19 protein-coding genes are annotated in these 25,264 nt (G+C 54.9%); 16 read left to right on the top strand and 3 right to left on the bottom strand.

Annotated elements, in window-relative coordinates:
• Positions 1–27 precede the first annotated feature (27 nt).
• Complete coding sequence (locus tag MHH82_RS18695) at positions 28–915, bottom strand: helix-turn-helix transcriptional regulator (RefSeq protein ID WP_015735894.1); 888 nt, start codon at positions 913–915, stop codon at positions 28–30.
• A 190-nt stretch (positions 916–1,105) separates the two neighbouring features.
• Between MHH82_RS18695 and MHH82_RS18690 the strand changes: the two genes are divergently transcribed.
• From MHH82_RS18690 to MHH82_RS18625, 14 genes are all read left to right on the top strand, one after another.
• A complete protein-coding gene (locus MHH82_RS18690) occupies positions 1,106–2,155 on the top strand; it encodes a Gfo/Idh/MocA family protein (protein ID WP_015735893.1) in 1,050 nt (349 codons plus the stop codon).
• Between the two features lie 199 nt (positions 2,156–2,354).
• A complete protein-coding gene (locus MHH82_RS18685) occupies positions 2,355–4,661 on the top strand; it encodes a helix-turn-helix domain-containing protein (protein WP_251496737.1) in 2,307 nt (768 codons plus the stop codon).
• 440 nt (positions 4,662–5,101) lie between these two features.
• The gene (locus MHH82_RS18680; RefSeq protein ID WP_251496734.1) at positions 5,102–6,727 is read left to right on the top strand and encodes an extracellular solute-binding protein; all 1,626 of its coding nucleotides are present in this window, start codon (positions 5,102–5,104) and stop codon (positions 6,725–6,727) included.
• A gap of 84 nt (positions 6,728–6,811) precedes the next feature.
• Positions 6,812–7,714 carry an ABC transporter permease gene (locus tag MHH82_RS18675; protein WP_036660881.1) on the top strand — a complete coding sequence of 301 codons (903 nt, stop codon included), beginning with the start codon at positions 6,812–6,814 and terminating at the stop codon, positions 7,712–7,714.
• A gap of 26 nt (positions 7,715–7,740) precedes the next feature.
• Positions 7,741–8,616, top strand: coding sequence for a carbohydrate ABC transporter permease (locus tag MHH82_RS18670; protein ID WP_036660879.1), 876 nt, complete (start codon positions 7,741–7,743; stop codon positions 8,614–8,616).
• Positions 8,617–8,641: 25 nt separating this feature from the next.
• The gene (locus MHH82_RS18665) at positions 8,642–10,417 is read left to right on the top strand and encodes a hypothetical protein (protein ID WP_340967301.1); all 1,776 of its coding nucleotides are present in this window, start codon (positions 8,642–8,644) and stop codon (positions 10,415–10,417) included.
• Positions 10,414–12,636, top strand: a complete 2,223-nt coding sequence (locus tag MHH82_RS18660) for a glycoside hydrolase family 88/105 protein (RefSeq protein ID WP_340967299.1) — start codon at positions 10,414–10,416, stop codon at positions 12,634–12,636. The genes MHH82_RS18665 and MHH82_RS18660 overlap by 4 nt, the downstream gene beginning before the upstream one ends.
• Positions 12,637–12,763: 127 nt before the next feature.
• Positions 12,764–14,629 (top strand): 3D-(3,5/4)-trihydroxycyclohexane-1,2-dione acylhydrolase (decyclizing), encoded by a 1,866-nt coding sequence (gene iolD / locus MHH82_RS18655; protein ID WP_340967297.1) that lies wholly within the window; start codon positions 12,764–12,766, stop codon positions 14,627–14,629.
• A 232-nt stretch (positions 14,630–14,861) separates the two neighbouring features.
• The gene (gene iolE / locus MHH82_RS18650; protein ID WP_340967295.1) at positions 14,862–15,776 is read left to right on the top strand and encodes a myo-inosose-2 dehydratase; all 915 of its coding nucleotides are present in this window, start codon (positions 14,862–14,864) and stop codon (positions 15,774–15,776) included.
• 257 nt (positions 15,777–16,033) lie between these two features.
• Positions 16,034–17,047: a 5-dehydro-2-deoxygluconokinase gene (gene iolC, locus MHH82_RS18645; protein WP_340967293.1), complete on the top strand. Its 1,014-nt coding sequence runs from the start codon at positions 16,034–16,036 to the stop codon at positions 17,045–17,047.
• A gap of 52 nt (positions 17,048–17,099) precedes the next feature.
• A complete protein-coding gene (locus MHH82_RS18640) occupies positions 17,100–18,545 on the top strand; it encodes a CoA-acylating methylmalonate-semialdehyde dehydrogenase (RefSeq protein WP_340967290.1) in 1,446 nt (481 codons plus the stop codon).
• 24 nt (positions 18,546–18,569) lie between these two features.
• Positions 18,570–19,601, top strand: a complete 1,032-nt coding sequence (iolG, locus tag MHH82_RS18635; protein ID WP_340967287.1) for an inositol 2-dehydrogenase — start codon at positions 18,570–18,572, stop codon at positions 19,599–19,601.
• A 49-nt stretch (positions 19,602–19,650) separates the two neighbouring features.
• The gene (gene iolB, locus MHH82_RS18630; protein WP_340967285.1) at positions 19,651–20,451 is read left to right on the top strand and encodes a 5-deoxy-glucuronate isomerase; all 801 of its coding nucleotides are present in this window, start codon (positions 19,651–19,653) and stop codon (positions 20,449–20,451) included.
• Between the two features lie 136 nt (positions 20,452–20,587).
• Positions 20,588–21,598 carry a LacI family DNA-binding transcriptional regulator gene (locus tag MHH82_RS18625; protein WP_340967283.1) on the top strand — a complete coding sequence of 337 codons (1,011 nt, stop codon included), beginning with the start codon at positions 20,588–20,590 and terminating at the stop codon, positions 21,596–21,598.
• A 230-nt stretch (positions 21,599–21,828) separates the two neighbouring features.
• On the opposite strand, the gene MHH82_RS18620 is transcribed toward MHH82_RS18625, so the two are convergent.
• On the bottom strand, positions 21,829–22,809 hold the full coding sequence (locus tag MHH82_RS18620; RefSeq protein ID WP_340967281.1) for an oxidoreductase: 981 nt from the start codon (positions 22,807–22,809) through the stop codon (positions 21,829–21,831).
• A 169-nt stretch (positions 22,810–22,978) separates the two neighbouring features.
• Between MHH82_RS18620 and MHH82_RS18615 the strand changes: the two genes are divergently transcribed.
• Positions 22,979–23,395: an Lrp/AsnC family transcriptional regulator gene (locus MHH82_RS18615; protein ID WP_015735878.1), complete on the top strand. Its 417-nt coding sequence runs from the start codon at positions 22,979–22,981 to the stop codon at positions 23,393–23,395.
• 189 nt (positions 23,396–23,584) lie between these two features.
• Here MHH82_RS18615 and MHH82_RS18610 read toward each other — a convergent pair whose 3' ends face one another.
• Entirely contained in the window at positions 23,585–24,193 is a 609-nt protein-coding gene (locus tag MHH82_RS18610) for a TetR/AcrR family transcriptional regulator (protein WP_015735877.1), read from the bottom strand.
• 222 nt (positions 24,194–24,415) lie between these two features.
• Here MHH82_RS18610 and MHH82_RS18605 point away from each other — a divergent pair, with 222 nt between their 5' ends.
• Positions 24,416–25,174 (top strand): SDR family oxidoreductase, encoded by a 759-nt coding sequence (locus MHH82_RS18605; protein ID WP_251496717.1) that lies wholly within the window; start codon positions 24,416–24,418, stop codon positions 25,172–25,174.
• Positions 25,175–25,264: the final 90 nt, after the last annotated feature.

The following is a 25,264-nucleotide window of genomic DNA, read 5'->3' as shown; positions in this document are numbered from 1 at the left end:
GCCAAGGAATCAGTATCACTCGCAGCTTTATATCATCCTTGCCTGGGAAGGCGTCATGCCCTTGTACTGTTTATACAGCTTGGTAAAATAATTCGGGTTGCTGCAGCCGACGATGCCGGCAATTTCCGTGATGGTCAACGTCCTTTCGCGAAGCAGCCGTTCCGCTTCATTCATCCGGGTCAGGTTGACGTAATCCACGAAGGTGCGGCCCGTTAAACGCTTGAACATTTTGCAAAAATGAAACGGATTCAAACCGACTTCCGCAGCGGCGGCCTCCACCGGCAATTTCTCGCCGATGTTGTTCTCGATATGCTGTATCAGCTTTTTATAACGCTCCCGATTCGCAAAATAAGGCTCGTGCGTTTTCTCCGCGAGCTGTACAGGCATGAATGTGCGCGCCAGCAGAACGAACAGGGTGTACAGCTTCGACTTGGCAATAAGCTCATAAGCCGGTCGGCGGACGGCAAGCTCTTCAATGACTTCATCCAGCAGCGGATAGCAATCTGCGCCAGCCGGGTCACTCTCCGCAGGCTTGACGGGAAAACGCAGCCGGCCTTCCATATATGGAGCGACATAACGCGAGTGAACAGGATCATGAAGAGAATCGTTAAACAGGGATGCATTCACCACGACGCAATCAAACCGCACATCGCCATCCTCGAGGGCATAACCCACATGCAGACTGCCGCCCGGGATGATGATGAACTCTCCAGCCTTAACGTCATATGGGGTGGTATCAATATGGAAGACGGCGCGCCCTTGGCGCATGCATAGGATCTCAAAATGCTCATGCCAGTGGAGATAGAGGATGCAATCCTTCGTTTTGGCACCGGGACAGAGGTTATGAAATACCTGTACGGGATACGCCTTATCGCCAAGCCTGGTATTCTCATGAAGCTCTCTAGGATAGGACATACGAATTCACCTCGAACCGCAAGATAAGAGTGGTATTGCACAAGGTTGTATAGAGATATTGTTGTGTATCGCCATTATAATGAAGTTGCTTCATCTACATTAAGCCAATATCGGAATGATTACAACCACTAGGCAATGAATTGAAAGCGGTTAATCAAACGATGACGTATTCAGGGGGAGTAATGGAAATATGACCACGGCGTTTAAAGTTGTTATCGCGGGATGCGGGAGCATGGCGAATACTTGGGCGGATTATGCAAAAGGGCGGGAGGACGTTGAAATCGTGGGTCTCGTGGACATTCAGGAGACTTTCGCGAAGGCATTTGCCGATCGGCACGGTCTTTCCTGTCCGACGTATGACAATATTAACGATGCACTTGCTTCAAGCGGTGCGAATATCGTATTCGATGTGACCATTCCCGCCAGCCACTATGGGATTAGCACGGCTGCGCTGAAGCACGGGTGTCATGTATTCAGCGAAAAACCGTTAGCAGAATCGATGACGGAATGTCTGGATATCGTGAAGCTGGCAGAGTCTGCAGGCAGAACCCATGCCGTCATGCAAAACCGCCGATTTGATCCGCGAATACGGGCATTTAAAGCTTTGATCGATAGCGGAGCGATCGGAAAGCCTGGATTCATAGGGGCGGATTTCTTTCTTGGCGCGCATTTCGGCGGATTTCGGGACCTGATGGACAGTCCCCTGCTGCTTGATATGGCCATTCACACCTTCGATCAGGCCCGCATGATCAGCGGAGCCGATCCGGTATCCGTATATTGTCAGGAGTTCAACCCGCCCGGTTCCTGGTACGCCGGCAATGCGATGGCGATATGCATCTATGAAATGTCGGACGGCTCCGTGTTCAATTACCGCGGGTCCTGGTGTGCCGAAGGCGCTCAAACCTCCTGGGAAGCCGCCTGGCGCGTCACGGGAGAGAGGGGAACGGCAATCTGGGACGGACATGACGAGATCTATGCGGAGGTCGTGGCGGAAGGGGATCAATCGGGAAGCTTCATTCGGAAGTATGAGCGGATCGAAGGCACGCTGCCTGCCATGGCGAAGACCGGACATCATGGCTGCCTGGAAAATATGTTTCACGCACTGGAAGCCGGCATCAAGCCGGAAACGGACTGCAGCGACAACGTATACAGCATGGCGATGGTGCTGGCTGCATTGGAAAGCGCCAAGACCGGACGGAAAATCATGATCTCGGAGTTCATGAACGGAATGGGCGTTTAATCTTGGCTGAGGAGTACTCGAAACGTATCCTGCCTCTGAGCTCGAATAGCTTTGCAGTTACGGGCGGGTCGTGAACATAAGCATAGAAGAAGTCGCGATCATCGCGGCTTTTTTTATTGTAACAATGGATGTCCTCGTTTTAATGCTTTATAAGCGTCCTACTTTCGAAGACAGCCCTCTTCCAGGGAGGGACAAGGACATGCTACAATATAGCACAAGCATAAGTAAAACGCTTAACCTGGAAGAGAAAGGAATGACTTCTTTGCAGCAAAACTGGTACCGCAAGCTGCTTCTCTCCTATTTTCCCATATTCCTCATCACGATTACGATCCTGGTGTTTCTTTCATTCATCATGTTTAATGAGGCCTCGCGCGAAGAGGCAGCCAAGGCGAACGGAATTTCCACGCGTTTTATTATGGAAGATCTGGATCGTTCCATCAACGCCATCGAGATGAACGTGCTGAACGAAGTGGAGACGAGTGCCCTATACTCAAGCTATCTGTTCAGCAACCCGTCATCCGACCAAAATTTGATGTACTCGCTTGTCAAACGTCTCCGCGGGTTACAATCGGGCAGCGACCTGATCGAATCGGTCTATTTATACCGTCATTCGGATCAGTCGGTGCTGACCACCAGCGGCCAAAGCCCGCTCTCGACTTTTCCGGACCGTTCTTATATCGAGTTTGCCGTGAAAGAGCACGACTACCGGGGGTGGTCCGCCGTTCGATCCATGACGGGACTCGGGGAGAACGAACCAAAGCAGGTCATCTCCATGTATAAAAATTTGCCGCTTCCCTTCGGAAGCCAAGGGCTGCTCGTCATTAACGTAAGCATGTACCGGGTGGAGCAGATGATCAATCCGATGATAAATGACAGCGTTTCCTTTTTGAATATTTTGGACTCCAGCGGAGATCTCATATTTGAAGCATCCCAAATCGGAGAGGATAAGCGGGCCAAAGAAGGCAAGGTGCTGACGACGCTGCAATCGGATCAGCTGGGATGGACTTTTGAAAGCGGTCTCCGGGTCGGGCAGCTCTATGCCTGGGTGTCGGTCGTGTCCTACATCTGGATCGTGATCGGCTTCGTAACCGTGGTGCTTGCCGTTATTTATATCGTCTATGTTACCAGGCGGAATTATCAGCCGATCAAAGCCATGATGAACCGCATCGAGTCCATTCAGCTCAACATGCCCCAGGCCGCCAAGGATGAGCTTTCCATGATCGATAGTGCGCTTGAAAGCCTGATCAGCCGGTCCATGGACTATGACAAAAAGCGGCACGAGAATCTCCAGCTTCAGCGCAGCCAGCTGTTCATGGACCTGATCAGCGGGCAGAAGCCGGAAGAGGAACTGTTATCCCGGATGGCAGAGCTGACGCCGATGAAGCTGTTGGAACAGCCCGCGGGTTACGTCATCCTGCTCGGTGAAATCAATGATTACAGCGGTTTTCAGGATGTTCATACCGTCCGCGACCAGAACGTGCTGAAGTTTGCCTTGATGAACGTGTTTCAGGAGCTTGCACGCAATGCCGGCTTCAACAGCTGGATTGAATGGATCGCCGGCAGCCGCGTAGGCATTCTGATCGCGCTTACGGAGGTGAAGGAGGAGACGCGTGCTTCCCTGATCCGCGCAGCTGAGGAATGTCGGAGCTGGGTCGAGGAAAAGCTTCGTTTGTCGGTGAGGTTCGGGCTGGGCAGCACGGTTGCCGGGCTGCATGAAATAGGCGCTTCGCACCAATCAGCCTCCGAGGCGCTCGGCCACAGGCTGGCGATGGGCGATCATGCCGTGCTGGTCGGCGACGAGCTGCCCCGGGGAGATTTAAGCCGCCTGCTTCCTTACCTGAATGAAATTTCGGAGCTGGTCAAGGACTTCCGATTAAATAATGAAGGCTGGAGAACCCGTCTGAAGGACATGTTTGTTTCATTCAAGGCAGAGCGTCTGAAGGACGATACGATCCGTTCTCTGGTCAACAGCATGCTTCAGCTGCTGTCCCGGGAGGTCGGTGTGTTATCCGACGAGCTGAGGAACCAGCTGTCGGAGGGGAGGGAGCATGTACTGGCCGGAGCCGCAACCTTAGAGGAGCTGCAGAGCAGGATCACCGATCAGTTGACGGAAATTTACCGCACCTATGTTGCGCTTAGCGAAACCAAGAGCTACCGTGCCATGATCAGCGAGATGAAGCACTATATAGAAGAGCATTTTGACGATCCGAATTTGTCCCTGAAACATCTGAGCGACCGTTTTCAGATTTCCGGAAAATATGCAAGCTATCTGTTTAAGATGGAATACGATATGAAATTCGTGGATTTCCTCGTACAGCTGCGCATGAAGCGGGCGGAGGAGCTTCTGGCGCAGACCGACCTCTCGATACAGGAAATTGCGGAGCAGATCGGATACGCCAACTCCATTACCTTCGGGCGGGTGTTCAAACGGACGTCGGGTGTGACGCCGGGCGACTACCGCAAGCTGCAAATGAAGCCTGCGCCGGGGACGGAGCTCGGATCCTAGAAAGCGCTTCGATAACGAAAACGGTTTATGATTATAGTTTATCCAGAAACGGGTGCAGAAGTTTCCGGCCGGAAGCAGCACCCGTTTCGTATTTTCTGGAGAATGTCGGTATGCGTACCGAATGCAACGGGTTATGTGAAAGGGTTCTGCAAACGGAACAATCACCGGATATATCAAGCATTAAAGTCATGATTAGAAAACGGTTTAGATAACGAAAATTGTCATTTCTCTACGTTGAAACCTTGTAACGAAGCGGGTTCTCACGTTTGGAATTTGGTTTATTGTCATCCGCTTGCCCTTGAGGCATACTGAGAACACCTGAGAGGTTAAGCGCTTACATTACGTGGTCCGAAGCAATTCGGATGAATCCGCAGCTTTCTATCATGAATAAGATCGGCGCAAATCGGCAGGGACATAATCCAAATAGAAAAGGGGATGTAATGATGGCAGCAAGCAAGAAAACATGGGGCAAGCTCGCAAAGCTCACGCTCGTCATGCTGTTGGTCGGAACAGTTGTATTATCCGGGTGTTCCTCAGGCTCTGGCAGCAGCAACAATGCTTCGGGCGGGGATTCCGGCTCCAATGACGGCAAGCAGGTTACGCTGAAGGTCGAAATTTTTGACCGAGGCAATACACCGAAGCCTTATACCATCACCGACAGTTATCTTACCCGATATATCCAGGACAACTTTGGAACCCCTAACAACATTAAGATGGAATTCGTACCGGTCCCCCGTTCCGAGGAGATCAAGAAGCTGAACGTTCTCATGGCCAGCGGCGGCAATGTGCCGGATATCGTATTTACGTATGACACGCCGACCTTCAACCGCTACGCAGAGCAGGGTGGATTGACGGAACTGACGGATTTGATCAACGAGCACGGTCCGAATCTGAAGGAATTCCTCGATGAGGACGCGATGAGATACGGCCAGTACATGGGCAAGCAGTTCGCCGTTCCCGGCAAACGGGCCTTCCTTGGCAAGTATTCTTCCTTTATCCGCGCCGATTGGCTGGAAAAGCTCGGCATGGATGCGCCTCAAACGACCGATGAGCTGTACGCGGTCTTGAAAGCTTTTAAAGAAAAGGATCCGGGCGAAACCGGCGGCAAGGTCATTCCCTTCGGCATGACGATCGAACCGGCTCAGTACGATCCGCTGATCTGGTCCTTTATTCAGCCGACTACGGAAGAACAGAAGTACACGCTGCTGCAAAAGCTTGGAGCCAACGACTATCCGACGCTGCTTCCGGGCTTTAAGGATGCGCTGCAATTTTTCAACAAGCTTTACAACGAAGGGCTGATCAGCCGCGACTTCAGCTTGGACGAAGACAAGAAGCAGTTGACCCAGGACGTGACCAACGGTCTTACAGGCTTCCTGACGGAGGATTATCCGAACATGTACTACGCGGACGGCACCTATGACACGCTGCTCAAAAACCAGCCGGACGCCAAGCTTACGCCGATCGATCCATTCACCAACTCCGAAGGCAAGCATGCGAAGCCGGAATACGCTCCAAACGGCATGTACATCATGATTCCGAAAACAAGCCAACATGCTGTAGAAGCGATCAAATACTTGAATTGGATGGCTGACCCGGATAATCTGCTGGCGCTGCAAAACGGCGTGGAAGGCGAGAACTACGAAATGGTGGACGGCATTCCCGTCATGAAGACCGACGCTCCTCAAGAGGTGATTGACCGGCTTTACAACAGCGGCGACATTGCCATTATCGCCAACGGTAATTTTGTAGGCGACGAAACGCAGAACCGGGAGAAACTGACAACCAACTTCCCGGAAAAGTTCCAGGATCTGCATCGCAAGGCCGTGGAAATCTCGGCAACGGATACGTTTAAGCCGGTCAATTTCGACCGTCCGATCGAGGCTGAGGCGAAATACGGCACCAACCTGCAGGCCAAATACGAAGAGATGATCGTGAAGACGGCCATGGCGAAACCGGAAGATTTCGAGAAAACATTTGAAGCGACCATGAAGGATTACATGGTCAGCGGCGGCCAGGCGATTCTTGATGAGCGGACCAAAGTTTATCAGGAGATGCAACCCAAGTAAACCAGCGGGAAAAAGGAAAGGACGGCTTCTTCAAGAGGCCGTTCCTTCGCTCCCGGCGTCATGAGCAAGGAGAGGATGATACAGATGAGAGGAACCGTTTACCTGCGCCGGTACTGGCAATTATACGCACTGCTTGTTCTGCCTTTGGTCTATTTCATTATTTTCAAATACGGCCCGATGTGGGGCGTACAGATCGCCTTTAAGGACTTCAACTTCTTCCAAGGAATCACCGGAAGTGAATGGATTGGACTGGATGCCTTCCGCGAAGTTTTCCAGACCCAGGATTTTTATAAAACCCTCCGCAATACGCTGATGCTCAACCTGCTGGACCTTGTGGTATCATTTCCGGCGCCCTTGATTCTCGCCATCATGCTTCATGAACTTAGAATCCAGTGGTTTAAACGTTTGTCCCAAACGATATTGTATATTCCCCATTTCATTTCATGGGTTATCATAGGCGGCATCGTATACCAGGTGTTCGGCACGCAATCCGGCATGATCAACAACATGCTGATGGCGCTCGGTTTTGAATCGGTACCTTTTCTAACCGAAAAAAACACGTGGCTCATTACGTACCTCGCGACGGGGGTGTGGCAGAGCGCCGGCTGGGGAACCATCCTCTATCTGGCTGCCTTGACCGGCATCAACAAGGAACTGTTTGAAGCGGCAGAAGTGGACGGAGCGGGCAGGTTCAAGCGCATCTGGCATATCACGTTGCCGGGCCTGAAAACGACGATTGTGACGCTCCTCATCATCAACCTCGGCAATATGATCTCGATCGGCTTTGACCGTCCGTTTGTCATCGGCAATAAAGCGGTCATGGATTATTCCGACGTGCTGAGTACCTATGTGTACCGGACGGGTCTGGAATCCGGGCAGTATACCCTGGCTACGGTGGTCGGCCTGTTCCAGGCTGTCGTCGGGCTCGTCTTTATCCTCGGCGCCAACTATGCATCCAAAAAACTGACGGACGAGTCCATCATTTAACGTTTTTGCAGAAAGGAGATTCACTCATGAGCGAGCGTGTGTCGAACCGCTTTTTTGATTCCGTAAACATGATCCTGCTGGCGGTTTTCGTACTTCTCTGTCTGGCGCCTTTTTTCCATATTATCGCGATTTCTTTCAGCTCCAACCGGGCGGTAACGTCCGGCGAGGTGACGTTGTTTCCGGTGGAGTTCAGCCTTCAGGCATATCAATCCGTATTCTCGGATTCCAGCATGATCCGTTCTCTCGGCTTTACGATTATGCTGACGCTGCTGACGACGGTGCTGTGCATGGTTATGACGATGATTGCCGCTTACCCGTTGACGAAAAAGAAGCTGAAGGGCCGCAAAGTGTTTATGTTTATCATCATTGTGACCATGTTCTTCAGCGGGGGCATTATCCCGGAGTACATTCTCGTGAAGGACCTGAACCTGCTGAATACGATCTGGGCGCTTGTTCTTCCGGGGCTGATCAGTCCGTTTTATCTGATTATCCTGATCTCCTTCTTCAACGGAATTCCGGAAAGTCTGGAGGAAGCGGCCGAGATCGACGGTACGAGCCAAATCGGAACGATGCTTCGAATCATTTTGCCGCTGTCTTTGCCGGTCATCGCGACGCTGAGCCTGTTCTACGCGGTTGGGCGCTGGAACGGATTCCAGGACACGCTGCTCTATATTACGAAGGAAGAGCTGTATCCGCTGCAGCTGAAGCTGTATCAGCTGGTACAGAACAATATGATTACGGATTTGACCCGCAACGAGGGACCGGCAGCCGGTGTCAGAGCAACCACGGAAAGCCTGAAAGCGGCAAGCGTCGTATTTGCCACGGTGCCGATTCTTGTTGTGTACCCGTGGCTGCAGCGTTACTTCGTCAGCGGCGTGATGCTGGGTGCCGTGAAGGGTTAAGGATGACGGATATTAGGGGGATTGTATGATGCTGAACAGGGTTTTTGAAGTCAATGACAGCTGGGTGCGGGAGGGGATGGACCGCCAGATCTTAGAGGAAACGCATCGCTGGCGCGGCGGGGTGCGCACCATGGAGAACGGTTTGCCATCGCCCAACCATAATACAGGGACGCCGACCGCCATGGCGATATGGGCAGCAGCACTCTGCAATCCGGCATCCGTATATTACCGCGATAAGGAGCTGGCTCACAGGTTTGCGCTTTCGGCCCGTTATATGCTAGCGGCTCAGCACGGCGACGGTACGATTTCGCCCGGCTGGACGAATTTCCATTCCCCCCCGGATACCGCCTTCGTGGTGGTTGGATATGCGCAAGCCGCACAGCTGATTCTGGCTGACGGTTGGGCGGAGCTGAAGGAAGCGGCTGCGGATATGCTGCTGTTTCTGGAGCGCACCTTGCCTGCGCTGATTAGCGGAGGCTGCCATACGCCGAACCACCGATGGGTGATCTGCGCGGCGCTGGGCTTCTTGAATGAGCTTTTTGATTCGCCGGATGCCTTGAACAGGGCGGAGGAGTGGCTCGCCGAAGGCATGGACGCCACCTTGGACGGAGAATGGACCGAGCGCAGCAACGGGATCTACAACGTCGTCAGCGACGTCATGCTGATTCACGCGGCCAGGCTGCTGAAGCGTCCGGAGCTGCTGATACCGGTACGGGCCAATCTGAAGATGATGACTTATTTGGTCCACCCGGACGGGGAGATCGTCACGGAATATTCCGGACGGCAGGATTATGGTCACAGTTTTGATATGTCGGGGTACTTCCTGCCGTCTCTGATGATGGCTTCCCTGGACCGCGATCCGGTATTTCAAGGGATGGCGGAACAGTCGTTGTCTCTGCTGAAACATCCCGGCGGAGCACCGACCAACGCAGCCGTTCGGCTGCTCTTGGATCCGGGTCTCATGCGCGAGGGGGCAGAGACAACGCCCATGCCGGAGCATTACCGCGTCGTGCTGAACGGCGAATTTCCAAGGGAGCGCTACTTGTCCGGATTTGCCGATGCCGGCCATCACGGCGTTATCCGATACAGCCGGATGCACACGGATTTTGGCGCTCCGGTTGCGCGAATCCGTGAGGGCCGCACCAGCGTGACCGTAAGCACGGAGATGTCCTCCTTCTTTTCTCTGCGTCATGGAGCAGCTCGCCTTCTGGGCGTGCAGTTCGCTTCCTATTTCGATCCAGGCTTTGTCAAGATGAGCCGGCTGACGATGCTGGAGCAGGGATACCGGTTATCCGGCGAACAGGAAAAAGGCTATAACGGGCCGGTGCCGGAAGCAGCTCTGCCTCAAAGCGCAAAGGAAGGCGTCAGCCCTTGGTATCTGCTGCCGCATCAATCTCGTCCGCAGACGCATGTCCAGCGGCACAAGGTGGAGGTGGAAGTGGTGGAAGCCAGCGACGGCTGGAAGCTGGTCATTTCCTCGACGGAGCCGGAGGAGGTCGTGTCGCAAATCTCGCTGATTTTTCCGGCGGCCGGCAACCTTAGCGGCGGAGAGCTTGCTCCAGCAGGCGGGGATGCCCAATTCTGGATGGAAGGGAGCATTCGTTACGAGATGGACGGCGATTGGTTGGAAATCAGTAGTGGCGGATTGCAGCACACGGCGGCTGGCGTCCGGGAAGCGGCTTATCCGCTCGGCTTCCGAACGCTGCTGCTGAATGTGGTGGCCCCCTTCGTGAAGGAGATTCATATCAAGCTTTCGCCAGCGGCGAGGTTTGACCGAACGGAAAGGGGAGGATCCTCATGACAAGCTATATCGAAGCCCGTGAAAGCATCCGGTATTGGATGGGCGACGATGATGCCGGGATACTGAAGACGATCGCAGGGCGCTATATCGGGGCGAATCCGGAAATTCCGTTCGCGCTGCGGCCGTTCGGCGAAACGGGTATTCTTCAGACCGAGGAAGGATATTATGACTTCAACTTCGGCGACCGGTTCCGGGAAGCGAAGCAAGGGGAGGCCGCCTACGCCCTTGGTCTGGTGTGGAGCGACGATGAACGTTCGCTGGATGCCGCGATCATGCCGTTCAGCCCGGTCCGCTTCTATCTGAACGAGCGGCTGATGTATCGTTCGGGTGCCGAGGACGAGATGAAGCCCGATGCCAAAATCGCCATTACGCTGGTGCTGAGCCCGGGCTGGAACACATTGTTGATTGAGGTCCGGAGGACCGAAGCCGGATTCGGCTGCCGCTTCGGAGCCGTGGAGGGCAAGGTCCGCATTCTGCAGGTGCTGTCTCCTTTTGCAGACCGGAAGGACACCGCCGGTTGGGCATATGTCGGACCGCTGGCTGCCGGCACGCTCGGCGAAAGCGGCGTCTTTCCGAACGCTCACGGGTCCGAAGTAGAAACCGGCATGGATTGGCTTCCGCTCACAGCCTGGAGTGAGGGGGAAGCGGATAAACCGAACTTCGAGAGGATATTCGGCCTGCCGGAGGCACCGGCTGTCGGGTATGCATGGAGCCGGCTTAAGGTGCCTGCCGGCGTTGACCATGTTGAGTTCAAGGGCAGCGCCCTGGGCAGGACGGAGATCTGGATCGGCGATGATTCCGTCATGGACATTGAGGGGGGCGTCTTCGGTTGCAAGCTGCCCGCTTCGGCCTGCCGAGGGGATCTGTTGGTACGAAGCCACGGCGGGCCGTCGGGATGGGGGGTTGAGCTTCATGCCTATACTTCGCAGGGAGAGCTGGAGTTTGTGCTTCCCGTCCCGGTACAAGGCGCGCCGTCTCCGTGGATGTATGCCGGGCCGCTGGCCGCAGTGGAGGAGCAAACGCCGGAAGAGGTGTGCTCGGTCAAGAGACTGTTTCCGCGTGCGGACGGCCGCGGTTTGACCGGCTGGTCCCTGGATGCGCCGGGTTACCGGGTCAGGCCATTCTATGAGAACGCCATGCTGAGCAACAAATGGACCTCCGGGTCCGCCACCAATTTCGGGCGCTGGGACTATCCGCTCGGTGTCACGATGTATGGACTTCTTCAAGCATCGCGAGCGCTGGAGCGGTCCGATATCGCGGAATATGCCCGGGCGCATATCGACATCTGCACCCAATGGTACGAATACGCCGTCTGGGACCGGGACACCTACGGTTTTCCGTCCGTGAACCATCAGCTGGTGCTGATCAAGATGCTGGACAACTGTGGTTCGTTCGGCTCGGCGATGTTGGAAGACGATAAGGAAAGCGGCAATCCGGAAGTTGTAAAAGTCGCGGAGGACATTGCGGATTTTATGATGAACCGCCTGGAACGCCGGGAGGACGGCGCTTTCTATCGTCTGTGCGGTTTGGAGTATTCCGCAGATACGATGTGGGCGGATGATCTGTACATGAGCACGCCGTTCTTGTCACGCTACGCCGGGATGACAGGCGATTCCTCCTACCTGGACGAAGCGGCCAGGCAGTTTTTGAGGTACCGGGAGTATCTGTTCATGCCGGAGGAAGGCGTGATGAGCCACGTATTCGATTTCAAATACGGGAAAGCGACCCGAATTCCTTGGGGGCGTGGAAACGGATGGAGCCTGTTCTCCTTATCGGAACTGCTGGAACGTTTGCCGGAGGATCATAAGGACCGGCCTGCGCTGCTTGAGTTTTTCCGTAAATTGTGCGCCGGAATTGCTTCTTATCAGGGGGAGTCGGGACTCTGGAAGCAGGTTATTACCGATTCGGAAGCTTACGAGGAAGCTTCCTGCTCGGCCATGTTCGCCTATGCCTTTGCCAGAGGCGTCCGGTTCGGTTGGCTGGAGGAACCGGCACCTTTTACCGATGCAGCCATTCGAGCATGGCAGGGGTTGACCGAGAAGGCCATCGACCGTCACGGCAGCGTGCACGGCGTGTGCAGCGGATCCCGTTATTCATTCACCGGGGATTATTATAAGCATGATCTGCTCACGGTGGTCAATGACAACCACGGGATCGGGATCATGATGCTGGCGTGCGCGGAGATCATGAAATTGAAAGGCATGCTGAACGGCAAGTAAGGCATACACTTTCATTAAAGCGCTTAACCGTTAACTGGTTAGGCGTTTCGGTACGATGAGTTAAGCGCTTAATTCGTAAATAGCTTTCTTCACAGGATATATTGACGATGAAAAGGAGATGAACCGGTTGACAACGACTCGATTAACGATGGCACAGGCGCTGCTGAAGTTTTTGGATGCACAGTATGTTTCCGTCGATGGGGTGGAGACGAAGTTTGTGCGCGGGGTAATGGGAATCTTCGGACACGGCAACGTGACCGGCCTTGGCGAGGCTTTGGAACGAAGCGCCGGGGATCTGGTTTATATGCAGGGCAAAAACGAACAGGGCATGGTGCACGCAGCGACGGCGTACGCCAAGCAAAAGAACCGGCGGCAAATCTGGGCCTGCACTTCCTCCATCGGACCCGGCGCGCTGAATATGGTCACCGCAGCGGCAACGGCAACCGTGAACCGTATTCCGGTTCTGCTGCTGCCTGGGGACAACTTTGCCTGCCGCCAGCCTGATCCGGTACTTCAGCAGATCGAAGCCTCGTCGGACTACACCGTATCGGCCGCCGATGCATTCAAGCCGGTGAGCCGGTACTGGGACCGGATCTCCCGGCCGGAGCAGCTGATCGCGGCGGCCCGGCAGGCGATCCGCGTCTTGACGGATCCGGCGGAGACGGGAGCGGTCACGCTGGCGCTGCCGCAGGACGTGCAGGCTGAGGCTTACGATTACCCCGATTCGCTGTTCGAGAAAACCGTGCACGCCATCGACCGCCGACCGCCTGCGGCACAAGGACTGATGCGGGCGGCGGCGCAGATTGCAGCAAGCAAGCGGCCGCTCATCATCGCCGGAGGCGGCGTGCACTACAGCGAGGCTGCCGGGGATTTGGCTGCCTTTGCGGAAGCCTTCGGCATCCCGGTCGCTGAAACGCAGGCCGGTAAAAGCGCGCTTCCCTGGAATCACCCCCTGAACCTGGGGGCGATGGGCGTAACCGGCTCGCTGGCGGCGAACCGCGCAGCGGCAAAGGCCGATCTGATAATCGGCATCGGCACCCGCTATTCGGACTTTACGACGTCCTCCAAATGGGCGTTTCAACGGGAGGACGTATCGTTCCTGAACTTGAACGTCAACAGCGCGGACGGAGCCAAGCTCGGCGGCGAATCGCTGATCGCCGATGCGAAGGAAGGATTGCAGGCACTGAAGGAGATCCTGTCTCAAAATAGCTATCAAGCCGAGTACGAAAAAGGCGAGCTTGCCGGGCTGAAAGCCGAGTGGGACAGTGAGGTAGACCGTCTGTACGCTGCGGAGCATCCCGACGGCTTGTCGCAGACAAGGGCGCTCGGCGTCATTAACGAGGTCATCTCCCCGTCATCGGTCATCGTCTGTGCGGCAGGCAGTCTTCCAGGGGATCTGCACCGGTTATGGAGGCCGGCCGAGCCGAAGACGTACCACATGGAGTATGGTTTCTCCTGCATGGGGTATGAGGTGAGCGGCGCTTTGGGCGTGGCCCTGGCCGAACCGGACCGCGAGGTCTATGCAATGGTGGGCGACGGCAGTTATTTGATGATGCACTCGGAGCTGGTCACCAGTTTGCAGGAAGGCCGCAAGATAACGATACTGCTGTTCGACAACCACGGCTTCCAATGCATTCACAATTTGCAGCGGAGCAACGGCAGCGACGGCTTCGGCAACGAGTTTCGGCGTCGCGAGGAAGACACGGGACGACTCACCGGCGATTATCTTCCGATTGATTTTGCCGCCCACGCACGCGCGCTTGGTGCCAAAGCCTATAAGGGCCGCACCCCGGCAGAGCTGCGTGAAGCGTTGCTCCAGGCAAGGAAGGAAAAGGTGACGACGCTGATCGAAGTTCCGGTCGTTCCGGGAACGAACACCGACGGTTATGAGTCCTGGTGGCGCGTAGAGGTGCCGGAGGTATCTTCCTCTAACAAGGTAACCGATGCGCAGCGCCAGATGGCGGCCCGAAGCAAGGAAGCCAGGCCCTACTAAGCGGCTGCGCTGAAAGGCCTTTAACTTTATAGCCTAGGGATGTGGTTGACAACCGTCATCCAACGCGAAACATCTGCGCGGGAGAAAGCAAGCGCGGTGCAGACAACAAAGGCTGTCATGGTAGCCCGATAGACGGAAGGCCATGAAGGTGTTCGGGGCAAGGAAGCCGTCGGTTAAGGGCACTTGAGCAAGGAAGCAAGCCCCTACCTCACAAAGCAAAGGAGTGCTGAATATGAGCAACAGGCTGTTTAAGCTTGGGATCCATCCCATCAACTGGGTCGGCGAGGATGTAAAAGAGCATGGGGACGGCACGGCGTTTGAGACGATTGTGGACGATATTGCGGCTTTGGGGCTGAAAGGCACGGAGATGGGCCGTAAATTCCCGAAGGATCCTGCGGTTCTGAAGCGGGAGCTGGATGCCCGCGGTATCCAGCTGGTTTCCCAGTGGAAATCGGTGCTGTTCTCCGATCCCGATTACCGGAAGCAGGAACTGGAGGACTACCGCCGGCATGCGGAGTTTCTGGCGGGGTTCGGCAGCAAAGTCATCAGCACGGCGGAGGTAGGCGGCTCGCTGCATTTCGATCCCCGCCGGACGCCGAATGAGAGCATCGTGCTGCGGTTGGATGACGCCGGATGGGAAAGCCTGGCGGAAGGGCTGAACCAGGCAGGGGAGATTGCGGCGAATTACGGCATGAAGCTGGCTTATCATCATCATGGCGGTACGGTTGTGGAGCAGCCTTACGAGGTCGACCGGCTGATGGCCATGACCGACGCTTCGCTGGTGTCTCTCCTGTACGATACCGGTCATGCCTATTACGGGGGGAACGACCCCCTGGAGCTGCTCCGCAAGCATTATGACCGGATCGCGTATATCCACCTGAAGGATATCCGGCCTGATGTGCTGGAACAGGCGAGACAGGACAACTGCGATTTCGTAAGCTGCATCCGCAGGGGCGTGTTTACGGTTCCCGGCGATGGATGCATCGATTTCGCGCCGATAATCGGAGAGCTCGTCGAACGCGGCTATGACGGCTGGGCGATGCTGGAGGGTGAGCAGGATCCGGCGCTGCATCCGGCCAAGGAGTACGCTCAACGGGCGATTGAATACTTGGACAGCTTGGACGGACTGACAAAGATACAGGGTTGAAGTCCACCTCTCGAGGGTCGAGCTTGGCTCAAGGCGACATGACTCCCGTTTAGGGAGGAATCGTAACATACTCATCCCCCCAGTAACGAACTCAAATGTGGGCGGCTTGAGCGGGAAGTGTTTACGGGTTGGAAATTTATTATAACCGAAAGTCTTACGAAAGCTGTAAGTGATAACGGTCCATAGAAGAGCGGAGCCATGGAGTCCGAATCATATGGTTGCTCGGCCAGGGCTGATCCGAACGAGGAGGTTTATCCATGAGTGAAATCACGTTCAATAACGAAAAAACGATGGATTTCGTGGCCGTGGGCAGACTGTGCATCGACCTGAACGCCAATGAGATTAACCGGCCGATGGAAGAGACGATCACGTTTACCAAATATGTGGGCGGATCCCCCGCCAATATCTGTATCGGGATGGCCCGCCTAGGCCTGAATACAGGCTTCATCGGCAAGGTGGCGGACGATCAGATGGGGCGTTTTATTACCAAATATCTGGAGGATAACGGGATTGCGACGAACGGCGTCTCCACCGACCACACGGGGGCCGTAACGGGTCTGGCTTTTACCGAGATCAGGAGCCCGACCGACTGCAGCATTCTGATGTATCGGGACAACGCCGCGGACTTGCTGCTGGAGACGGGGGAAGTGAGCGAGGAGCTGATCGCATCCGCCAAAATGATACTCATCTCCGGGACCGCGCTCGCGGCCAGCCCCTCCCGGGAAGCCGTGTTTCTGGCTCTGGACTATGCCAAGCGCCACGGCGCCGTGATCACGTTTGACCTCGATTACCGTCCGTACACATGGAAATCACCGCAGGAGACGGCAACCTATTACAATTTAGCGGCGGAAAAATGCGACATTATCCTCGGCACGCGCGAAGAGTTCGATATGATGGAGCAGTTCGGCGGCAACCCGGAACGAAGCGACCGCGTCACGGCTGCCAAGTGGTTTGATTACAGGGCCAAAATCGTCATTATCAAGCACGGCAAGGAGGGGTCCATCGCTTATACCCCCGGCGGTGGGAGCCATACAGCTCAAAGCTTTCCGGCGAAGGTCATCAAGACGTTCGGAGCGGGGGATTCGTATGCCGCCGGCTTCCTGTACGGCCTAATGCAGGGCTGGGCTATCGAACGCTGCATGGAGTTCGGCAGTGCTGCAGCGAGCATCGTCATCTCCAGCCACAGCTGCTCCGATGCGATGCCGACAAGCGCCGCGGTTCTCGATTATATCGAGCGCTGCAAGCGAGGCGAAATTATCGCCAATTCTTGAAGCAGCAATCATTATTTATCCTGACTGATTCAATCGAAAGGGGCTAACTCGCATGACGCAAATCCTGAACAATTATATCGGCGGAGAATTCGTGCCTTCTAGATCGGAACGCAGCGAACCGGTCTATAACCCGGCGACGGAAGAAATCCTTGCTTACGTCCCGCTTTCCACCAAGGAGGACGTGGACCAAGCGGTGGAAGCGGCTGCCAAAGCCGGACGCGACTGGGCCAAGACCGCCGTGCCGCGGCGCGCGCGGATCCTGTTCAAGTACCAGCAGCTTCTCGTGGAGCATTGGGAGGAGCTGGCACGCCTGATTACGGCGGAGAACGGCAAAAGCTATGCCGAAGCCTACGGCGAAGTCCAGCGCGGCATCGAATGCGTCGAGTTTGCCGCCGGGGCGCCGACGCTGATGATGGGCAAACAGCTTCCGGACATCGCCACCCATTTGGAATCCGGCATGTACCGGTATCCGATTGGCGTTGTGGCCGGCATCACGCCGTTCAATTTTCCGATGATGGTGCCATGCTGGATGTTTCCGCTCGCCATCGCTTGCGGCAACGCGTTCGTGCTGAAGCCTTCGGAACGTACGCCGCTCCTGGCTCAGCGCCTGGCAGAGCTGTTCTCGGAAGCGGGCCTGCCGGACGGCGTCCTGAACCTCGTTCACGGCGCCCATGATGTAGTCAACGCTTTGCTGGAGCATCCCGGCATCGCCGCCGTGTCCTTCGTCGGCTCCCAACCGGTGGCGGAGCATGTGTACAAAACCGCTTCTTCCCATGGCAAGCGCGTACAGGCCTTGGCCGGAGCAAAAAACCACAGCATCGTGATGCCGACAGCCGATTTGGACGCCGCCGTCACCCAGATCGTCAGCGCTGCCTTCGGCTCTGCCGGTGAGCGCTGCATGGCCTGCTCCGTGGTGGTGGCCGTAGGGGACGTAGCCGAACCGCTGATCGCGAAGCTGAAGCAGGCGGCCGATGAAATCTCCATCGGCAACGGAGCGGACGAAGGCGTCTTCCTGGGGCCGGTAATCCGGCAAGCCCACAAGGAGCGTACGCTCTTTTATATTGAAGCGGGCGAGCAGGAAGGAGCGAAGCTGATTCGTGACGGTCGCGAGGACGAGGCCGTGAACGGAACCGGATATTTTGTCGGACCGACGATTTTTGATGAAGTGACAAGCGAGATGAAGATTTGGAAGGACGAAATTTTCGCCCCGGTGTTGTCCATCATGCGGGCAGAGACGCTGGAGGAGGCCGTCGACATATCGAACCGCTCCGATTTCGCCAACGGGGCCTGTCTGTTCACGCAGAATGGCAGCGATGTGCGCCAGTTCCGCGAACATATCGATGCCGGCATGCTGGGCGTAAACCTCGGCGTTCCTGCGCCGATGGCTTTCTTTCCGTTCTCCGGCTGGAAAAACTCCTTCTATGGAGACCTGCATGCCAACGGCACGGACGGCGTGGAATTCTATACCCGCAAAAAAATGGTGACGGCGCGCTGGTAGCCCTGAAGCAGAGGAGACGTTCATATGAAAACCATTCATATCGGAATCATCGGTGCCGGACGAATCGGCAAAATCCATGCGGATAACCTGCTGCGCATCCCCGGCGCGAAAATTTCAGCCATCAGCGACCTGTTCGCCGGCGATGAGCTGCGTGCCTGGGCGGCGTCGCGGGCCATCCCCGTCGTCACAAACAACAGCATCGAAATCTTGGAACGCCCGGATATCGATGCCGTGTTGATCTGCTCCTCGACGGATACGCATGTCCCGTTCATTAAGCAGGCCGCCGCAAACGGCAAGCATATTTTCTGCGAGAAGCCGGTCAGTTTGAGCGTGGACCAGACCCTCGAAGCGCTGGCGGCCGTGAAAGCGGGAGGCGTTAGCCTGCAGATCGGCTTCAACCGTAGGTTCGACCACAACTTCAGACGCGTTCGGGAGATTGTATCCGAGGGAAGAATCGGGGAACCGCATCTGATCAAGATCACCTCGCGCGATCCGAACCCGCCGCATCCGGAATATATTAAAGGTTCCGGCGGCCTGTTTATGGATATGGCGATTCATGATTTTGACATCGCCCGTTACCTATCGGGCAGCGAGGTGGTCGAGGTGTTTGCCCAAGGCGCGGTGCTGGTGGACCCCGCCATCGGCGAGCAGGGCGATATTGACACAGCCGTGACGATGCTTCGGTTTGAAAACGGCGCGCTCGGCGTCATCGACAACAGCCGCCAAGCCGTCTACGGGTATGATCAGCGGGTGGAGGTATTCGGCTCCGGCGGCAGCGTGACCGCCGACAACGATTATCCAAGCACCACGGTGGTCAGCGGCCCGGATGGCGTCACCCGTGACAAGCCGTTGTATTTCTTTCTGGAACGGTACACGGAAGCGTACATGAACGAGGCGAAGCAGTTTATCGAAAGCCTTCAGAACGGCACGCCAGTGCCGGTTAGCGGTCACGACGGACTGCAGGCGGAGCTGATTGCGCTGGCGGCTAAACGCTCGCTGGAACAGGGCCGTCCGGTGAAGCTGGCCGAGCTGACCGCCGGTACTTCAGTGGGATAATAGCTTCGTGATTTGCAGATCTGATCCACGACCAAGGAGGAGAAAGACCATGCCGAACTTAATTGTACCCGCAACGACTCCGGACCGGGACGGATGCGTGCTGTCGATTACCCCGCAGACGGCAGGATGGGAGTATGTAGGCTTCCAGGTTTTCCGTTTGAGCGAAGGCCAGACGCTGAGCCGGGCCACGGGAGATCAGGAGGCGGCCCTTGTTCTCCTGTCCGGGCGGGCCGGCGTGAAGGCCGGGGGAGAAAGCTGGGACAACATTGGCAAACGCATGAGCGTGTTCGAAAAGACGCCCCCCTACACCGTTTATGTGCCTTCGCAACAGCAGTATGAGGTCAAGGCTCTTACTGAAATAGAGCTGGCGGTGTGCCTTGCCCCGGGGCAAGGGAATCATCGGGCACGTCTGATTGAGCCGCAGGATGTTGGCGTCGAGAACCGGGGCAGCGGCAGCATGTCGCGTCTGGTGCACAATATTTTGCCGGAGCAAAAGCCGGCCGACAGTTTGCTGGTGGTCGAGGTGTTCACGGACGGAGGCAACTGGTCCAGTTACCCGCCCCACAAGCATGACCGCGACGAGCTGCCGGAGGAGTCGCTGCTGGAGGAAACCTACTATTTCCGGATTGAGCCGGTGCAGGGGTTTGCCGTGCAGCGGGTCTACACGGATGACCGGTCGCTGAACGAAACGATGGCGGTTAAAGACGGCGAGGCCGTGATGGTGCCTGAAGGCTACCATCCGGTTTCCGCCCCTCCGGGTTATGACGTGTATTACCTGAACGTCATGGCAGGTCCGAAGCGAATATGGAAATTCCGCAACGACCCGGATCATGACTGGCTGATGAGATAAAGTCAGATAAGATCCAGGCAAGGGTTTTTGATTGAATGTCTGCAGGCGGCATTAAAAACAAATCGGCCTTGCGCTAAAAGAGAGGAAGGCGCATAATAAATTGAAATTCCAAAATTAAACAAATGGAGCACAAGGGATGATAAGATCGACTATTTATGACGTTGCGCGCGAAGCCGGCGTCTCCATTGCCACCGTTTCTCATGTCATCAACGGCAAGGGCAAGATCAGCCGCGAACGGCGTGAGGAAATTCTGGATATCATGAAGCGCCTGAACTATCGGCCGAACGCGATTGCTTCCGCCCTCGCCGGCAAAAGAACCTTTACTCTTGGATTGCTCGTTCCCGATATCTCCAACCCGTTTTTTGCCGAGATGGCTCGCTCCGTCGAGGATCAAGGACATCAGCTCGGTTACAGCGTGATCATCTGCAGCACGGACAACCAAGAAGAGAAAGTAAAGCGCTACGTTAATCTGTTGAGGCAGAAGCAGGTGGATGGCGTGATTATCGGGACGGGTATATCCCATGGCGAGCTGCTTAAGCCGCTTCAAGAGCATTCGCTGGCGATAGCGCTTATTGCCCGGGACAATCCTGCGCTTGATGCCAGCAGCGTCCGGGTACATGACCTGGAGGGAGGACGGCTGGCTGCGGAGCATCTGCTACAATTGGGTCATCGCAGACTCGCAGTGCTTGCTGAGAATGAACGGGTGACAAGCAGCAGCGAGCGGGTAAGGGGATTTGTTGAAGCTGCCGCTTCACACGGTTTGGAGCTGTCCCCCGGCTGTATTGCAGCCTGTGACCATAAGATCGAGGATGGTTACCGGCGAGCTAAAGCCATGCTGGAGCTAGCGGTAAGACCCACGGCACTGTTCTGCTGCAACGACCTGTTGGCGGTCGGTGCCCTTCGGGCGGCCCGCGAACTCGGACTGCGCGTACCGGAGGAATGTTCGGTCGTCAGCTTTGACGATACGATTCTGGCCAGCGTAACCGATCCGCCGCTGACCGTTATTGCCCAGCCGATCGAGCAGATGGGCCGCATGGCGGTTGATCTTGTCGTAAGGGGGCTGTCCGGCAAGGGTGATCCTGCCCGTCCAATCGTGCTCCCCCCGGAGCTGATCGTCCGCCAATCGACGACCCTGCCGCCGGCTTAAGATGTTTCGATCCTGACGGTACTCTAAACCTCCTATCCTTTTGCTACAGCAATGGGGGCGTTTGATCACGGTTTATTGAGGAGGATCGGCAAATTGGTTCTGATGCAAAATTGATCGGCTTCAAGAATAGGCCGTCTCCGAGGGGAGTTCCAAGCTCCCTGCAGAGACGGCCTTTGGCTTTTCTATTGAATTGCGCAAGTTAACGACTATGTTGCTTGAGTTCGCAGTCATTAAGCTAAGGTCAGCATTTTTTTACCGAAATTTGCATCTTCCAGCAATGGGCGGCCGATGGCTATCATATCTGCCATCCCATCTGCTAGAATGAAATTGGCGAACGCCTGGGTGCGTATATTGCCGACCGCGATTACCGGAATGTTTACATATTGTTTGATCACCGCCGCATAAGGTGTTTGGTAGCCTTCCGGCGTGGCTAAAGGTGCAGCAGGAACGAGACCACCCGAAGATACATGCACGGCATCCAGTTCGGACTGAAGGTACGTCAAGGCGAGCGCAACCTCTGCCGGCGTCAGGCCGCCATCGGCAAAGTCGGATGCAGAAACCCGCAATTGTACCGGGTAGTCGTTTCCTACTTCGGTACGGATGGCCGCCAGAACTTCCTGGATGAAGCGGACTCTGTTTTCAAGGCTCCCACCATATGCGTCCGTTCGCCGATTCGACAGTGGAGAGAGGAATTGGTGGAGGAGATGACCATGGGCGGCATGAAGCTCGATTCCATCAAAGCCGGCCTGGAGGCTTCGGCGGGCAGCCATCCGGAACTGGTCGATGACCGCGATAATGTCCGCTTGGGACATCGTTTCGGGAAGTCCATATTGATCATCGTAGGCAATCGCACTAGGAGCCAGACTTTTTTCGGTGACGGTAGGCCATGCTTTTCTGCCAGCGTGGGTCAATTGGATGAAGATCGGTGTTCCTTTCGCATGGACCGCATCGACAATTCTGCGTAGGGAAGCTGCATGCAGTTCGGTATATATTCCAATATCGTCCGGGAACAACCGGCCGTTTGCCGACACGACGGTAGATTCGATAATGATCATACTGACATGTTCCGCCCGTTCACTGTAAAATTTCACATGATAATCGGTTGCATGAGAATCCGGCGTTCCTTGATTTTGCTGCATAGGAGCCATGATCATTCGGTTCTTCAATGGTAAGGTTCCGATTCGTATGGAATCGTGCAGGCTGATCGTCATTGTATTTACCTCCTAGAATGGGGCTTGTTAACCTAGTTCCATTGTATAAATCAGAGCCGTATAGTTACAGATGATAATCAAGGAATTCCTACCGTAATACTTTGAAATCATAGCTGTTTCGTACATTCGACTTGGAAATTGTAGTTGGGAAGGCAGGGAGTGTGTAATCATGGATCAAATTGATCTTCAAATCTTGGAGCTGTTAAAGCATAATGCAAGAATCTCCTTCTCCGAATTGGGGAGAAAGGTCAACATGACGCAGCCTGCGGTATCCGAGCGTGTGAAGCGTTTGGAGGAGAAAGGCGTAATTACAGAGTATCGTACGGTTCTTTCAGCTGAAAAAATGGGGAAGGGCGTAACGGCCTTCATCCTGATCCAGGCCAGTCATTGCGGCCGTCTGACGACATTCGCCAAACAATCGCAGGAGGTCGTCGAGATATACCAAGTCAGCGGCCAATACAATTTTCTGATGAAAATCGAAACAGGTTCGATGAAGTCTCTCGAAACCTTTATCTATCAGTGCAGCGAGTATGGGCATACAACGACGATGACGGTCCTATCCATGCCTTTAGACCAACAAGAATAAGAATCCGGTTGTAAGAAAAGCGGGTTCATGATCGATTAACCGCTGAGGAACCTGTGAAGGAAAGGAGAAAGCGTATTTTAAATGGTGTTCTATGGCAGATCGACGTTGAAAAACCATGAATCCTTTCACTTGCTTAAGAAAGGGCTCATGGTTTTTCTACTTACAGTATCAAGGTTATCAACGCCGATTTCATGTAGGGTCCGTCCGCTTGATCTGCGTCCTAACGCTTCGCGGCCTCCAGTTGATCATAAGAATCAGCTGATCCCTCATATAAGGGACGGAATAGTGGAAATTGTTCTCGATCCAGTGGAATACCAGGCCGATTAAGGCGTTCATATTATAAATGATGAGAAGTTCATGATTGAGCTCTTCGCCCGGATAGTCCAAATCCTCCAAGGCGATTTGCTTAAGGGCGGTGAACATTTTATCCCGGACCAGCGGCAGCACATCGCTTTTGAACAGGGACGTGTACACGCCGGCATTTTGATGGATATGGTCGAATATTTTGACCGCGTTGGCGGGCAGCTCATCGATATGAAAAACGTCGACATCCCCGTATGGAGCTCTAAATGAAGCGATTAGCTCCTCCATGAGCGGAGTCAGGATATCATCCAGCAGAGCCTCTTTGTTGTCATAGTGGGTATAGAAGGTACCTCGATTATAGTTGGCCGATTCGACGATTTCCGTGATGGAAATGCTGGAGAAGCTTTTTTGCGAGAGCAGCGACAGCAGCGACTGCTTTAAAGCCTCTTTGCTGCGGACGATGCGCCGGTCGCTCCTTTTTCTGTTCGTTTGCATAGGCAAGAGTCCTTTCGGTGAAAATATAACGAATTTAATTATTTCAAATATAAACAGATCCCCGTATTTTGTTCGTTAACGCACACTTTTGCGTTTTTTAATGATTGTGACCTATATCATACTTTGATTATACTAGATTTGACATATGTCTGGTATTGAACAGCTGTTGATATATTGTGCCTGATATTAAAATTTGATCAACGAATAATGGGGGTATGAAGCATGAGATTATCTGGTAAAGTTGCGATTGTAACCGGGGCTGCTTCCGGAATGGGAAAAGCGACGGCAGAATTGTTTGCTGCAGAAGGCGCAAAAGTCGTGGTGTCCGACCTTCGGCTTGAGGCGGCGCAAGCCGTAGTGGACGGAATCGCAGCGAATGGCGGCACGGCCTTGGCTGTGGCCGCGAATGTTGCCAAGGAAGAAGAAGTGCAGCAGTTGGTGGACGCCACCGTTAAAGAATACGGAACGCTTGATATCTTGATCAACAATGCCGGCATCATGGACAATTTCGTACCGGCAGCGGACGTGACGGATGAGCTGTGGGAGCGCGTATTTGCCATCAACGCAACGGGGCCGATGAGAACCATTCGTAAAGCATTGCCGATCTTCTTGGAGAAGAAAAGCGGAGTCATTGTGAACATAGCTTCTGCCGGTGGACTGATGGGGTCCAGAGCTGGCGCTTCGTATACGGCGGCCAAACATGCCGTGGTCGGCTTGACCAAAAATGTCGGCTTCCAATATGCGACGCAGGGCATCCGCTGTAATGCCGTTGCTCCGGGCGGCGTCAGCACCAATATCGGCACCACCATTAACGCGCCGAATTCGTTCGGCATGGAACGAGCCATGGCCGGCATGAACCTGAACCCACGCGCGGGCGAACCGGAAGAGGTCGCGAAGGTCGTATTGTTCCTCGCTTCGGATGAAGCCAGCTTTGTCAACGGCACCGTCGTTACAGCCGATGCCGGCTGGACTGCTTATTAATACGAAACGGCAGGCTTAATAGGCTTCCTAAAGGACACTCTTTAGGGGGCCTTTTTATGATCCAGGCAAAAGGCTGAAACTTTACCGCCT

The sequence above is a fragment of the Bacillus sp. FSL K6-6540 genome, assembly GCF_038007545.1.
Note: the sequence above shows the minus strand (reverse complement) of the source record. Positions and strands in the feature narration are given on the sequence as shown.